The organism is Gordonia pseudamarae (assembly GCF_025273675.1).
Taxonomy (GTDB): Bacteria; Actinomycetota; Actinomycetes; order Mycobacteriales; family Mycobacteriaceae; genus Gordonia; species Gordonia pseudamarae.
Genome location: NZ_CP045809.1, coordinates 30,601 through 44,849, shown reverse-complemented (window position 1 = coordinate 44,849; position 14,249 = coordinate 30,601). Strand labels below are relative to the sequence as shown.

Genomic DNA, 14,249 nt, shown 5'->3' with positions numbered 1-14,249 from the left:
CGGGGCAGGTAGCCTGAGCGGGTGAGCGGACGCATCCTGGTCATCGACAACTACGACAGTTTTGTATACAACCTGGTCCAGTACCTGGGTCAGTTGTCGGTGCAGACCGTTGTCTGGCGCAACGACGAGGATGCGCTCAGCGGCGATGCCGCCGCGTACGAGGCCGCTGTCGCCGAGTTCGACGGGGTGTTGCTGAGCCCCGGACCGGGCACTCCGCAGCGGGCGGGTGCGACGATGCCGCTGGTCGGGGTGGCCGCACGGACCGGTAAACCGTTGCTCGGCGTATGCCTTGGCCACCAGGCCATCGGCGCCTACTTCGGTGGGACCGTCGACCGGGCACCCGAGCTGCTGCACGGCAAGACGTCGCAGGTCTACCACGACGATCTGGGGGTGCTCGCGGGGCTGCCCAGCCCGTTCACGGCGACCCGATACCACTCGCTGACCGTGGTACCCGAGACGATCCCGGACGAACTGGTGGTCACCGGACGCACCGACACCGGCATCGTAATGGCGATGATGCATCGCGATCTGCCGATCCACGGGGTCCAGTTCCATCCGGAGAGTGTGCTCACACAGGGTGGGCACCGCATGTTGGCCAACTGGCTCGTCCTGTGCGGGATCGACGTACCGGAACCGACGGTGGCCGAGTTGGAGGCGCAGATGGCCGCGGCGATCGGCTGACCCACCCGCAGGCGCACGTGGTCCGCGCCTTGTCTTGACCCCGCCTTGTCTTGACCCCGCCTTGTCTTGGCCCTGAGCCGACCAGGTGGGATACCGTAGTCAGCAAGCACGTTCCCGGCGGGGAGAGCCCCCGCCCACGCCCCTGCCCGTAGCAGTACGGGTGCACGCAGCTGATGCGCGCCGGGGCAAGATCAACGAGGAAGTCATGCCCAAGTCAAAAGTCAGGAAGAAGACCGACTACACCATCAACCCGGCCAGTCGCACGCCGGTGAAGGTGAAGACCGGGCCGTCGAGTTCCATCTATGTGGCGGTGATGCTGGGTCTGATGCTGTTCGGCCTGCTGTGGCTGATCGTCTTCTACCTGGTCGCCACCCCCAGCGCTCTCGGCGCCGACGGCAAGATCCTGAACTGGATGTATGAGCTCGGACCGTGGAACTTCCTGATCGGGTTCGCGTTCATGGTCGTCGGGCTGCTGATGACGATGCGCTGGCGGTGACCTGTCCACAGCAAGTGTGCACAATCCATCCCCAGCTGTGGAATGACACCCCTGTCATTCATCCCCAGTTGTGAGTAAGTCCTGTGGATGATTCTGTTGATACCGCCGACCTCGAGTGGTCGACCCCCCCGGCCGCCGCTGCGGCGATAGCGGTCGGTGGGCTGTTCCTGCTGGTCGGCGCCCTCACCGTCGCCTCCGATGCCGTCGGCGCGGTGCTGATGACCGTGGCGGCCGTCATGCTGCTCGGATTCGCCGCGTACGCGCTGCTCGTACGCCCCCGACTCACCCTGATACGCGGCGACGGCCCGCGGATCGTCGTTCGCACCATCGGCGGCCGCAGTACCTACGGTCCGGCCGACATCGACCGGATTCGGCTTCGGACGCTGCGCCGCATCGGCCGGCGGACCGGGCAACTCGAGATCGAGGTCGTGGCCGAACCCGGCTCCCCGGACCCTGCCGACTCTTGGAACGAATGTAGGGACGATCTGCCCGCCGCCCCGGACCACCCGCGCGATACCACGCTCATCGTCTTCAACCGCTGGGACCTCGGCGCCGACCTGCACGAGGTCGCCGACGCGTTGTCGGAAGCCGGATTCGTCACCGAACGGTAACCCCCGGCGATATCGTCGCCCGAACGATCGACGCGGCGATATCGTCGCCCGAATAGCAGAACCGGCGCCTCCATCACCCGAACGGCGGACCTCGGCGGCTTCATCGTGTCCGGGTCACCGAGAGTCCTCTCCGGCCTCGCCGCAGCCTTCACCGATGCGCAATCCGCTATTTCGTAGCCGGGAACCTATTCACATACCCGAAGTTTCGGTTTGGTAACAAATTCGTCAGACCTGGGCAACTGACCAACTCGCACCACATCATCAACATCAGCCCTATTACACATGGGGCGTCTCTTACGCAAGCCCGTATGCGTCACAAACGTGTCACTACTCAACGAGTGAGGTGCTTCATGCGTTCGTCCAGCAGTGCAGGTCCAAGCAGTGCAGATCCAAGCAGTGCAGATCCGACAAACAGTGCAGATCCGTCGGCACCGACCCGATCCGGGCGTGCGGCCACAGCCCGACGCTTCGTCAGGAGATCGTTGATCCGGTCACAGGGTCTGGCGATCCTGACCATCGCGTTCACCGCCACCATCGTCATGGTCGCGCCCGTCGTCGCCGGCGCACCGGCAAGCGCCGCCGAAAACAGCGTGTACCTGCGCAATGGACCGAACGGCCGCTGCATCGAAGCGCCCGGCACCTCCGTCGGAACCGAGCTGGTCCTCGCCAACTGCGCGCAGACCCAGGCACAACAGATCACCCGCGACCAGAACGGCACGGTGCGCATGCGCGGCCGCTGTGTCGGGCCCAAGGGCAACAGCAGCGCCAACGGTGCCCGCCTGGCCCTGCAGCGGTGTACCGGATCCAACTACCACAAGTGGGACGGAGGCGCACAGAACAGCTACGTCAACAGGGTGTCCGGCCGATGCATCGACAACATGTGGAACGTCAACACACCAGGAAATCCGATTACCCAATACGACTGCAACGGCAGCAACGCCCAATACTGGGAAGTCGTCGGGAGTAGCGGCACCCCACCCACGAATCCGTCGGGTCAGCCTGTACCACAAGGGAATCTGACAAACTGGCGCCAGATCTTCTGGGACGACTTCACCAAGGACGCGGCCGTCGGCAGCTGGGCCAACCCCTGCAGCCCCGATCAGATCGTCTACACCGGCGCACAGGGACAGCGCTGGCGCACCTACCCGCAGTGCTGGGTCGACACCGTCCCACGAAACCCCTACCGGCCCGATCAGGTGCTCAGTGTCGGGAACGGCGTGCTCAACTTCCACCTGCACAACGTGAACGGCCGACCGGCCGGGGCCAATCCGTCGCCCATCATCGCCGACAACTCGCAGTATCAGACATACGGGCGATACAGCGCCCGGATGAAGGTGGATACGCCCACACTGTCGGAATACAGCGTGGCGTGGCTGCTGTGGCCGCAATCGGAGAACTGGCCGTGGGACGGGGAGATCGACTTCCCCGAGGCGCCGCTGTCCGGAACCGCCTGGGGCTATCACCACTACGCCGGTCAGGGTTCATGTGTGAACGGCTGCCAGATGGCGGTCAACACCCAGGCACGGTTCACCGACTGGCACACGTACACCATCGAGTGGATGCCGGGCCGGGTCCGGCTCCTGCTCGATGACACCGTGGTCCTGAACACCACCAACTGGGTCCCCGACAAACCCATGCGCTGGCAGTTGCAGACCGAGACCAATGGCGCGGGCACCAACAGCGGCAACCTGATGGTCGACTGGGTGTCGGTGTGGACGTACAGCCCGTAGCCATCGGGTATCGGCATGGGCGCACAGCCCACGCGGCACCGGCCGGGTCGTTGTCACGACCCGGCCGGTGTTTCAGCGGATGATCGTCAAGGTCGACTCGTAGGACAGGGCGGCGCCCACCCCGATCGCCATACCCACCACAAGCAGCGTCACGATGACCGCCCAGCCCAGTCGGCTCGCCGCCGCCGCACCGCGGAATCCCTCGCCCGCGAGCCGCGGCACATAGATCAGGCCGGCGGTCGCCAGCGCGCCGAACAGCAGACCGCCCAGGTGTGCGGCCAGCGAGATCCCCGGCACGGTGATCGACAGCACGACATTGAGACCGATGATCGAGAGCACCGGGACCGGCGACGCCCGCATATGCAGCACGATCACCAACATCGCGCCCATCAGACCGTAGATCGCTCCCGAGGCACCCGCGTTGATCGTCAGATCCCCGGCGAACAGCATCACCGCCGCACTGCCACCCACCAGCGAGGCCAGGTACACACCCGCGTACCGCGGGTAGCCGATGGCCGGCTCCAAATCCCGGCCCAGCAGATACAGCGACAGCATGTTGACGCCGACATGCGTGAGGGAGAAATGCAGAAAGCCGGCGGTGATCAGTCGCCAGTACTCACCGTCGGCGACGAACGGCTTGAACAATGCCCAATCGGTGAACAACGACGAATCGAGCATGTCGGTGCCCCCCGCCTGGCCCACGCACACCACGAAGATGATCACGTTGACAGCGATCAGCCCGTAGGTGAGGAACGGGTACCGCATGGTCCGCGGCTGTGCGACCGCCGGCGCGACCGCGTGGCCGGTCAGCCCGCGGCGCACCTGACGAGGCTGCACCGCGCCATCGGCACGCAGGCACTCCAGACAGTGCTGACCGACCGCGGCCGGTCGTAGACACTCGGGGCAGGCAGGCCGCCCGCACCGGCTGCATCCCAGGCCGGTGGGGCGATCCCGATGCCGGTAACACGTGAGCGCCGGCCCGCCCTGCGGAAAAGCTACGCTCAGCTGATTTCCACCTTCTCGATCACGACGGCGTCGACGGGACGGTCGCCCGGGCCGGTCTGCGTGGTGGCGATCGCATCGACGACCTTCTGCGAGGCCGGGTCGGTGACCTCACCGAAGATGGTGTGCCGACGGTTCAGGTGCGGCGTGGGGCCGACGGTGATGAAGAACTGCGAACCGTTGGTGCCCGGTCCGGCGTTGGCCATCGCCAGCAGGTACGGACGGTCGAACTGCAGCTCGGGGTGGAACTCGTCCTCGAAGCGGTAGCCCGGGCCGCCACGGCCGGTACCGGTGGGGTCGCCGCCCTGGATCATGAAGCCGGCGATGACGCGGTGGAAGACCGATCCGTCGTAGAACGGGCCTTCGGCGGAGCCGGCCGCATTGGACTCGCTGTAGTCCTTGCTGCCGTCGGCGAGGCCGGTGAAGTTGGCAACGGTCTTGGGTGCGTGGTTTCCGAACAGTTCGACGACGATGTCGCCGCGGTTGGTGTGCAGAGTCGCGGTCTGTGTCTTGTTACTCACGCCCTCCATACAACCACCCGACCACCGCGGCGGGGTTCACCTGGGCCGATTCGGTTCCTCCTTCGTGAGGGCACCACGCGCGCAGATTCGACAACAGCGTCGGCGCCTATACCCTTGACGGCGTGCCGAAACCGAAAATCGCCCTCATCGTCGCCGCGATCGCAGCCCTGCTCGGCGGAGTGATCGTCGCCGTCCGTGCGGCCCGCACCGAGCGTCCGCCGGTGTCGGCGACCGTCCCCCGCGTCGAGGAACTCGGCGTGGCCGCCGGCCCCGAGTCCGCACCGGCGAGGACCGGGGACCCCGACTCGAATGCTTCCGGCGCGTGATTGACCGGCCGATGGTGTGCCCATTTCACGCGGGTATAGGTAATTTGTAAAGGTGATCGCCGACCAGCAAGGACAGCCCGACGACCCGCGCCCCGCGGACGGCGGCGCACCGTCCGCCCGGCCCGGGTCGGATCCGAGCGCCGGCACCGCACCGTCGGCCCGGACACAGGCGCCCTGGGAACGTGAGCACGCCCCCCTCACCGACAATCGGCCCGCTGCCGCGGGCGATGCTCCGCTCGCCGGGCAACGGGCCCGCTGGAACTCCGGCGGCCCGGCACCGCAACAGGGTCCGGCGCAGGGTCGCCCGCCCGGTCCGCCGCCCGGCCACCGGCCTCAGGGCGCACCGGGCGCACCCGTCTCCGGACCGCCGGCCAACACCCGCTATCGGATGCCGGGTCAGCAACAACGACCCCCGCAACCACCCGGACGACGCCCGCTGCCACCCCGGGCCGCACCACCGCACCCCGGCCCGCCCCAGCCCGGGCGCGGCCCGAACGACCTGAATCAACCCGGGCGCGGCCCGAACGACCTGGGCCGGCCCGGATCGGGCCAGTACCGGCAGGCCCGGCCCCCGCAGGGCGGGCCGGTTCCGCAGAGCCGGCCGGTCCCGCAGCAACCGCCCGAAACCCCGCACATCGCACATGAGGACGCCTCCGAGGCATCGCCGACGATCGAACGCGCGGTCGCCGGTGTGTCTCCCGACCTCCGCGGCGACAGTCACTACGGTGACAGTGACGCCCTTGGCAGCGACCACGCCACCCGGGACGTCGGGGATGTCGAGGAGATGAGGGTGGCCACAGAACGTGCCCGCGCCGGGCGAACCGCCCCTGCCGGGAACACACCGGCGGGGAACACACCGGCCGCGGGAACCAACACCCTGTCGATCGTGGCGCTGGTCCTGTCGGTGCTCGGGGTGACCGCACCGATCGGCGTCTACCTGGCCTACTCGTCGCTGCGGACGATTCGCGATACCGGGGAGCTCGGGACGCCGTTCGCGGTGGCCGCCAAATGGCTCGGCTGGCTGTGGATAACGGCCTTCGTACTCGCCGCGATCGGCTATTTCTGGATCGGCTCACAGGGCGGCTGAATGGCGCGGCCACGGTCGACGCTGCTGCCGTTGTCGCTGTTGCGGGCCGGTCGCAGGCGCTCCGATCAGCCTATTCGACAACGTATTCGAGTTGTCCACAGCTGTGCATAGCCCTGTGGACAACTTGTTCACGACGCGCGCTCACAACTCCTCGGCAACCGGTTCGGTCATCCCGCGGCGGGCGAGTTCGTTGGCATCGGCCCAACCGACGATGTCACCACGGTTCAGCGCCAGTGCGAGCAACTCCGGAAACGCGTCCGGTGTACATGCGAACGCCGGGATGCCCATCGTGGCCAGCGCACCGGCGATGTCGCGGTCGAAGGACGGTGCTCCCTCGTCGGACAGTGCGAGCAGCACGATCACCTGCACACCCGCCGCCGTCAGCTGTGCCACCCGCCGCAACATCCCCTCCCGCACACCGCCCTCGTACAGATCCGAGATCAGGACGAAGATGCTGTCGGTGGGCCGGGTGATCAACCCCTGGCAGTAGGCGATGGCCCGGTTGATGTCGGTTCCGCCGCCGAGCGCGGTGCCGAACAGAACGTCGACGGGATCGTCGAGTTTGTCGGTGAGATCGACCACCTCGGTGTCGAACACCACCATCGAGGTGCGCACCGACCGCATCGTCGCGAGCACCGCACCGAAAATCGACGAATAGACGATCGAGTGCGCCATCGAACCCGACTGATCGACGGCCAGCACGATGTCCTTGCTCACCGCCTGCGAGCGACGTCCGTAGCCGACGATCCGTTCGGGAACGATCGTCTTCTGTTCGGGCAGATAGTTGCGCAGATTGCGGGCGATCGTGGTGTTCCAGTCGATGTCGGCGGGTCGCGGCCGGTGGGTGCGGGCCGACCGGTCGAGCGCGGCGCCCACCACACTCCTGGTTTTCTCCGCCACACGGCGTTCGATCTCATCGACGACCTTGCGCACCAGGGTCCGCGCCGATGCCTTCGACGCCTGCGGGATCGCCTTTCCCAGTCCGATCAGGGTGCTGACCATCTCGATATTCGGTTCGACGGTCTCGAGCAGTTCGGGTTCGGCCAGCAGTGCGGCGATATTGAGCCGATGTACCGCGTCGTGCTGCATCACCTGCACCACGGTCGACGGGAAGTATGTGCGGATGTCGCCCAGCCAGCGGGCCACCGACGGTGCCGACCTGCCCAGGCCGCCCCGCCGGCCACCGGGCGACCCGTACAGGGCCGACAGCGCGCGATCCATCCCGAGGTCCGCACCACCGAGGCCGCCGAGTGCCTCGTCGGCCTCCGCGCCCAGGACCAGTCGCCAACGGCGGTCGCGCTCATCCTGTCCGTTCATCCAGTCCTCTCATTGTTCTCGCCCCACCGACGTTGCTCCGATGATCCGGGCCAGCGCGGCGACCGCCGGTCCGGCCAGTTGCGGATCGAATCCCGGCCCCGGTGTCGTCACCGCCGGCGGATGCGCGCCGGGCACCGACCTCTTGAGCTGCTCGGCGATCCCCCGCCGCACCGGCGCGTCGAACGGGCCGAAAGTGCGACGCAACAACGGCAGGGCGTCGACGAAAGACGTACCGTCCAGGTCGCTGAGCCAGGAGTCGATCAACGGGAGCAGCACCGCGTCGTGGATCAGCAGCAGACCTGAATCGCCCAGGAATCCCTCGATCCAGCGGGCCTTCTCGACGGGCGTCGCGCCACGGGACAGCGCCAATCCCAGACGCTTCGCGGCATCGGAGGATTCGATGACATCGGCGTCGGTCAGCAGCCGGGTGACCCGGCCGACGAGGAGCCCGTTGACGTCGGAGCGGTCGGCGATGGTGCGCAACACATGATGCCAGCGTTGCTCGTCCTGGCGGCCATCGTCGCCCGCGGAGAGCAGGGCGACCGTCTCGTGTACCGCGCCGATCCGGTGTGTCATGTGCTGCGCGGCCTCGTCATTGAGGCCGGTCACGGCGGCGGGCAGACCGGTGCAGACCCGAAGCAGCAGGGACCTGGCCACATCGGTGAGCGCGCTCACGTCCGTGCCACGCACATCACCGTATCGGCGGGTGCGACCGATGGCGGGCAGAGCCGCCATCAGTTGCTCGACGTCGTGGTCGACGGCGGCCCGCCGGTGCAGTGCCGCCAGGGCCTCGCCCGCGTCGGCCAGCAATGCCTTTTCCACGAGATCGGTGATCTCCGCCAGTCGCTGCGCCGACGACGCACGGTCGGCGATCCTGCTGTTGGCGGCCGCACGCACCGTTGTGCCCCACACCGATGCGAGCACCACCTCGATGACCAGTTCGGGCCGCCAGTTGAGCAGCCATCCCTCCTTGAAGGTGCCGGTTCCGGTGGTCTCCAGCGGCTCACCCCAATCGATACCGATCACCGAGAGGCGGTGCAACAGAATCGACTTGGCGAGATCTACCGGCTTACGCAGATCGAGGAACAGCTCTTTGGCTACCGGGCTCTGCTTGAGTCGCAATGACTTCGACGTCGCGGTCAGGTCTGCCTGCAACGGCACCACCGGTGAGTCCTCCGGGACCGAGCCGAGGCGCTCCCCCATCACCACCTCTCGGTGCACCAGGTCGGCGAGCGTGCGATCACCTTCGCACAGCACCGCCAGGGTGGCCTCATCGAGCTCGGCCAGACCCGCCAGTTTCCGACCGCGCATCGATGCGAGAGTGGTTGCCAATCTGACTGATTCGATGATATGTGCGGATGACACGGGCAGATCCTGCTCACGCAGCCGGGCGGCGGCGCCGACAAACCACCCGGCGACCACGGTGTCCGGGTCGGCGGTGAACAGATGGTGATACCAACCGGGAGAAACCACCCCGGCCCGGTATCCCGATGCGAACGACAACCGCGAGTGCGTCCACGGAACCCACGCCAGCTTGGTACGGGTCTTCTTCATGCCCTTGAGAATTCGGGCGTCCGCAGTGGCGGGCGGGAGCTTGCCCCGCAGGGCGGGGACGTGCCATGCTCCGCAGATCACCGCGACCGTCGCCACCCCGTCGCGCTTGAGGGCCTTGCGCAGCGTCTGGCGCATGTAGGCCTCGCGGCGTTCGTCACGCCCGGCGTCGGGATCGGCGTCGCCGATTTCGCCGCGCAGTACCGTCATCGCCCCCGCGATTGCCTCGAAAACACCTTCTTCACTGCGTGTTTCGACTACGTCATCCCACCATCGTTCGGGGTCGTCGTAGCCCGCGGCCTGGGCGAGCAGGCCGATCGGATCGGTGCGCACGGTGTGTTCGGCGGTGTCGTGAGGTTCCCCGGCGCCGTCCGGGGGTGTTTCGTCATTCCGGGGTATATCGCCGGCAGGAGATGTTTCGCCGGTATCGGTGGCCTCGGCCGGCACTTCGGTGTCCTCGCGGTCGGCGAGGGTGACGGCGGCGGGCAGATCACAGAATTCCACGGGTACACCGTTGCGGACGGCCCATACCATCGCCTGCCATTCGGGTGAGAACACCGCGAACGGCCAGAACGCCGCCGACGACGGATCCGTCGCGGAGTATCCGAGCAATGCCACCGGTGGCGACATACCCTCCGCCACAACCGAAGGTATCAGGTTCGTCGCATCGGACGGGCCCTCGATGAGTACCGCGTCGGGTGCGATGCGGTCCAGTTCGGCGACCACCGCGCGGGCCGAGCCCGGTCCGTGGTGGCGGATGCCCAGAACGTGTGTGCCAGCGGACATCGGATCAGGTGATCCTTCCGCCGGTAACGGGGGTACGGTAGCCACCCGGCCCCGACTCAGGCAAGCCCACGACGTGCTGCCCGGTAGAAGTCGGACCAGTCCTTGCGTTCGCGCACAATACCTTCGAGGTATTCGGTCCAGATCACCGCGTCGGTGCCCGGATCCTTGACCACCGCACCCTGGATACCGGCGGCCACATCGGAGGCGCGCAGGACTCCGTCGCCGAAGTGGGCCGACATCGCAATGCCGTGGGTGATCACCGAGATCGCCTCGGCGGTTGACAGGGTGCCACTGGGTCGCTTGACCTTGTTGCGGCCATCCTCGGTGAGCCCCGAACGCAGTTCGCGGAACACGGTGACCACCCGGCGGATCTCGTCGGCGGCGGATGGGATGTCGGGCAGTTCCAGTGCCCGGCCGAGGGATTCGACGCGCTGGGTGACGATACGCACCTCGTCGTCGGCGGTGGCGGGCAGGGGCAGCACGACCGTGTTGAATCGGCGGCGCAGCGCCGAGGAGAGCTCGTTGACGCCACGATCGCGGTCGTTGGCCGTGGCGATGAGACTGAATCCTTTCGCGGCCTGCACCTCGATACCGAGTTCCGGTACGGGCAGGGTCTTTTCACTGAGGACGGTGATGAGCGCATCCTGTACGTCGGACGGGATGCGGGTGAGCTCTTCGAGTCGCGCGATCTTGCCGGCCGCCATCGCCGTCATGATCGGCGACGGCACCAGTGCCTCCCTACTCGGTCCCTCGGCGATGAGCCGGGCATAGTTCCAGCCGTACCGGATGGCCTCCTCGGGCGTGCCGGCCGTACCCTGTACCAGCAACGTCGACGTTCCACTGATTGCGGCCGAGAGATGTTCCGATACCCAGGTTTTCGCGGTACCCGGTACACCGAGGAGCAGCAGGGCGCGATCGGTGGCGAGGGTGGCCACGGCCACCTCCATGATGCGCCCGGGCCCGATGTACTTGGGGGTGATCACGGTGCCGTCATCGAGAGTACCGCCGATCAGGTAGGTGACCACCGCCGACGGCGACAGCAGCCAGTTCGGCGGCCGGGTCCCGGTGTCGGTGCGGGCAAGGGCCTCCAGTTCGGCGGCGTAGAGCTGTTCGGCGTGGGGACGCAGAAGGTTGTCACCCAGAAGGTCGTCACCCAGAAGGTTGTTGCCCAGCGGGTTGTCGTCGGTCACGTCAGTTCCCTCTCCAGAACGGTGCGGATATGCAGGGCTTCATCGAATATCGCCAAGTGGTTGGTCCACATCCCCGCTGTCGCGGCTTCGTGCAGCGCGAGTATTCTTCGGCCCCAGTCGATATCGAGCGGAAGTCCGACCGGCAGGTGCAACAGCATGGTATGGCCCTCGGGTGTCAGCGTTCGGTGCCTGCGATGCATCGCGTCGAACGCGTCGAACACCGCTGTGGCCACCGCCGGCGGCCACGGCACGGGAAGGTGGTCCAGTCCGACGACGTCGCCTCGGCGAAGTCTGTCGATGACGACGTCGGCGACGCAGGCGGGGTCGGCGATCGCGAACAGGCTGACCGGTGCGGTCGGATGTTTCAGAAGTGCTGTGGCCCATCGTCTGTCACCCTGAACGAGAGCGGCCTCCGACAGCGCGGGGATGACCCGCACGGCGTCTTCGAGGGAGACCGCGGACACGATCTTCTCCGGTGCGGCGCCCAGGTGCGCCTCCCAGAACGGCAAAGTGATGCGACCGAGCAGTTGCGCGGTCACCCATTGCTTGGAGTTCGCACCGTTGGTGTTCACACCGTTGGAGTTCGCACCAGAGGCGTTGCCCGCCGTCGAGATGCCGTACCGGTCCGCGGAAGCGGCCGCCAGTTCGTCGCCGGAAGGGGTGGTGAACGTCAGGGTGGTGGCGCGCAGCAGGCTGCGACCGAGCCGCACATGCGGTGCGACGAGTGTCTGAAGCCTGCGTTGCAGGCCGGATTCCGGGATCAACGCGAGTTGACGCTGCGCGGTGGCCCGAACCTTCTTGCGGCTATCACGCAAACACGCCTCCAGGAATGGCTCGTCGGCGGCCGACAGCCCTGTCTCCAGTGCCGACAGCAACTGTTCACGGTCGGGGCCGGTCTCGGACCGCCATCCGCCGGTGAGCAAGGCCAGCGCCGCGGCGGGGTCACGGCGGCGCAGTCCGGTCAGGTACATCACCCGCTGGGCGACGATGCCGTGCGTCCAGAGCTGCTCGTCCCGGTCGGAGTTGCCTTCCGGGGTACCGTAGAGTTCCGCGAGAAGCAGGCCGCTCCAACCGATGTCGGATGTCTTCTCGGCGATCCAGGCACCACGCGCGCCGACGATGCGGACCACGGCCTCCCGTGCCGCGGTGTCGCGCAACGCCGTCCGCAGCAGTGGTACCAGCATCGCGGCGGGCGGTCTGCGATGTGCCTCGGCGACTCGCCGCAACATCCGATACCTCAGCGGCGCGGCTGCTTCGAGCGCGTGCGCCAATGCCCGTGCGGCGGTCTCGGACAGTTCGGGACGGTCGTCGGCGGGTGCCTCCGCGATGGCGGTGGCCTCCACCCGGGGCGGTCCGGATGCGTTGCGGGCGGTGGCGGTGAGCGCGGCGGTGTGCAGCACGGCGGTGGCCGGATCCTGTTGGGCCGATAGATACTTGGCGATCACCGGGTCGGCGTCGAGCTGCGCGGGCCGTCGATTGTTGACACCGAGGAGCGCCGCCGACACGGTCGCCTCCCAGTGCGTGTTGGCATGCTCGTTCACAGTGCGATCACCTGCCCGTCGGAGATGACCGACAGCGGAAGCAGGCCGTCGACACCGAGTTCGCCGACGACGCCGACGGGACCGCCGAGGGTGGTGGCCACGAGCGTGGTCCACCGCTCGGGGTCCACGTGCAATGCCACCGACTCGCCGTGCTCGTCGATGAGTGCGTATCCCGTTCCGGGGGCGACGGCGAGCCGGCCACGTACGGTGGCCGGTTCGGCGCGCAGCCACGGATCGGCGGCGACGCTGCGCGCCCGCTCCCGCCGGGCGTGGTCGATGGTTGTCGCGGCGGGCGGCACGCCGGTCCGGCTCACCGGATCACCGGGCACGGCGTTCTCGTCGGCGATCAGGGCGCGGTGTCCCGGTGAGCCGGGATAGAAGTGCAGTCGCGCCCGGAAAGCCACTCCCACAGGCGGTCTGGCCGCGAACACGCCGCCGGTGGGCACGTACTCCAGGGTCAACGCGTAGCGGCCGGTGTCGGCGCCGTAGAACCACATGTGACGTGCGGTGATGTGATCGAGTTCTTCTGTGCGTCGTCCCACCGCCATCCAGTCATCGGTGACCGGCGGCCGCGAGAGAACATCAGCCTTGGCCACCGTGTAGCCGACGTGTCGGCGGACCGTGGCCACGGTGTCGTCGTCGAGTTCGGACAGTCGCCCGTGTGCCACGCCGAGCGCCCACAGTTCTCCGAACCGCATCAGCAGCCGGTCCGGCCAGTCGGCGGGATCGCCTGCGGTGAGCACACCCGGCAGCTCCCGTACCCGGCTCGCCAGACCCGGTGCCTGGGCGTCGACCAGACGTGCGGCCAGCGGATCGAAGCGGGCGTACGGGTCGCCGTCCAGTCCCGAGAATCCCTGCGAAACCTGGTCCTCGAGCCACATCGTGAGTTCGGCGATGCCACCTGCCACCCGGTCCGCGCGTTGCGCGGCGGTGGCCGCGGCACGTTCGGGATCGGCCGGTTTCGCCGGGGCGGTGGCCTTCACGGCCGCACGGGTGTCACGACCGTCGAGCCACGTGGCGGCATCGCCGGGCGTTCGGGCGGCCTCGGCGACCTCACCCGCCGACCACAGCAGCAGCAGACCCAGTGCGTGCTTGCACGGAAACTTGCGCGAGGGACACGAACACCTGAACGCCGGGCCCCGTAGGTCGACGATCGTCCGATACGGCTTCTTGCCGCTGCCCGCGCATGATCCCCACAGCGCCGTGGCCGTGGCCCCTGTCCCGGACCAGACCGCCGTGGTGGCGAGTTTGCGGCCCGCGCCCACCGACGAGGCGTCGGGCGCGGCCGACTCCACCTGGTCGGTGCTCCACCTCGCCTCGCCCCTGATCGGACGCCCGGACGCTGAACTCACGCCCACCAACTAACCACACCGCTGCGACATCGTGCGGACACGCATTCGTCCGATATAC

General features: G+C 67.6%; 13 protein-coding genes. 6 read left to right on the top strand and 7 right to left on the bottom strand.

What is annotated here, in order from left to right:
• The first annotated feature begins 21 nt into the window (after positions 1 to 21).
• The 4 genes from GII31_RS00210 to GII31_RS00195 all read left to right on the top strand — a co-directional run bounded on the left by GII31_RS00210 (position 22) and on the right by GII31_RS00195 (position 3,518).
• Positions 22 to 681, top strand: a complete 660-nt coding sequence (locus tag GII31_RS00210; protein WP_213245705.1) for an aminodeoxychorismate/anthranilate synthase component II — start codon at positions 22 to 24, stop codon at positions 679 to 681.
• A gap of 205 nt (positions 682 to 886) precedes the next feature.
• Positions 887 to 1,177 carry a cell division protein CrgA gene (crgA, locus tag GII31_RS00205; RefSeq protein ID WP_213245703.1) on the top strand — a complete coding sequence of 97 codons (291 nt, stop codon included), beginning with the start codon at positions 887 to 889 and terminating at the stop codon, positions 1,175 to 1,177.
• Positions 1,178 to 1,260: 83 nt separating this feature from the next.
• Positions 1,261 to 1,788 carry a PH domain-containing protein gene (locus GII31_RS00200; protein ID WP_213245701.1) on the top strand — a complete coding sequence of 176 codons (528 nt, stop codon included), beginning with the start codon at positions 1,261 to 1,263 and terminating at the stop codon, positions 1,786 to 1,788.
• A 482-nt stretch (positions 1,789 to 2,270) separates the two neighbouring features.
• Entirely contained in the window at positions 2,271 to 3,518 is a 1,248-nt protein-coding gene (locus GII31_RS00195) for a ricin-type beta-trefoil lectin domain protein (RefSeq protein WP_246222026.1), read from the top strand.
• Between the two features lie 72 nt (positions 3,519 to 3,590).
• Here the strand turns inward: GII31_RS00195 and GII31_RS00190 are convergent, their stop codons facing one another.
• Both GII31_RS00190 and GII31_RS00185 read right to left on the bottom strand, forming a co-directional pair.
• Complete coding sequence (locus GII31_RS00190; protein WP_213249603.1) at positions 3,591 to 4,523, bottom strand: rhomboid family intramembrane serine protease; 933 nt, start codon at positions 4,521 to 4,523, stop codon at positions 3,591 to 3,593.
• Positions 4,520 to 5,050 (bottom strand): peptidylprolyl isomerase, encoded by a 531-nt coding sequence (locus GII31_RS00185; protein WP_213245699.1) that lies wholly within the window; start codon positions 5,048 to 5,050, stop codon positions 4,520 to 4,522. The genes GII31_RS00190 and GII31_RS00185 overlap by 4 nt, the downstream gene beginning before the upstream one ends.
• 113 nt (positions 5,051 to 5,163) lie before the next feature.
• On the opposite strand from GII31_RS00185, the gene GII31_RS00180 reads away from it, so the two are divergent.
• Together GII31_RS00180 and GII31_RS00175 are read left to right on the top strand one after the other, a co-directional pair.
• Positions 5,164 to 5,367 (top strand): hypothetical protein, encoded by a 204-nt coding sequence (locus GII31_RS00180; protein ID WP_213245697.1) that lies wholly within the window; start codon positions 5,164 to 5,166, stop codon positions 5,365 to 5,367.
• Between the two features lie 52 nt (positions 5,368 to 5,419).
• Complete coding sequence (locus GII31_RS00175) at positions 5,420 to 6,454, top strand: DUF4190 domain-containing protein (RefSeq protein ID WP_213245695.1); 1,035 nt, start codon at positions 5,420 to 5,422, stop codon at positions 6,452 to 6,454.
• 141 nt (positions 6,455 to 6,595) lie between these two features.
• Here GII31_RS00175 and GII31_RS00170 read toward each other — a convergent pair whose 3' ends face one another.
• The 5 genes from GII31_RS00170 to GII31_RS00150 are packed head-to-tail and all read right to left on the bottom strand — an operon-like array spanning position 6,596 to position 14,191.
• Positions 6,596 to 7,771, bottom strand: coding sequence for a VWA domain-containing protein (locus tag GII31_RS00170; protein ID WP_213245693.1), 1,176 nt, complete (start codon positions 7,769 to 7,771; stop codon positions 6,596 to 6,598).
• A 9-nt stretch (positions 7,772 to 7,780) separates the two neighbouring features.
• A complete protein-coding gene (locus GII31_RS00165; RefSeq protein ID WP_260840208.1) occupies positions 7,781 to 10,108 on the bottom strand; it encodes a DUF5682 family protein in 2,328 nt (775 codons plus the stop codon).
• A gap of 56 nt (positions 10,109 to 10,164) precedes the next feature.
• On the bottom strand, positions 10,165 to 11,298 hold the full coding sequence (locus tag GII31_RS00160; protein WP_246222025.1) for an ATP-binding protein: 1,134 nt from the start codon (positions 11,296 to 11,298) through the stop codon (positions 10,165 to 10,167).
• Positions 11,295 to 12,839: a DUF5691 domain-containing protein gene (locus GII31_RS00155; protein ID WP_260840207.1), complete on the bottom strand. Its 1,545-nt coding sequence runs from the start codon at positions 12,837 to 12,839 to the stop codon at positions 11,295 to 11,297. The genes GII31_RS00160 and GII31_RS00155 overlap by 4 nt, the downstream gene beginning before the upstream one ends.
• Positions 12,836 to 14,191 (bottom strand): SWIM zinc finger family protein, encoded by a 1,356-nt coding sequence (locus GII31_RS00150; protein WP_246222024.1) that lies wholly within the window; start codon positions 14,189 to 14,191, stop codon positions 12,836 to 12,838. Before GII31_RS00150 ends, GII31_RS00155 begins: the two co-directional genes overlap by 4 nt.
• Positions 14,192 to 14,249 lie beyond the last annotated feature (58 nt).

Bases quoted from the DNA above. Each gene is read 5' to 3' on its own strand.
- crgA (WP_213245703.1), top strand. From the start codon at position 887: ATGCCCAAGTCAAAAGTCAGGAAGAAGACCGACTACACCATCAACCCG.
- GII31_RS00185 (WP_213245699.1), bottom strand. From the start codon at position 5,050: ATGGAGGGCGTGAGTAACAAGACACAGACCGCGACTCTGCACACCAAC.
- GII31_RS00170 (WP_213245693.1), bottom strand. From the start codon at position 7,771: ATGAACGGACAGGATGAGCGCGACCGCCGTTGGCGACTGGTCCTGGGC.
- GII31_RS00165 (WP_260840208.1), bottom strand. From the start codon at position 10,108: ATGTCCGCTGGCACACACGTTCTGGGCATCCGCCACCACGGACCGGGC.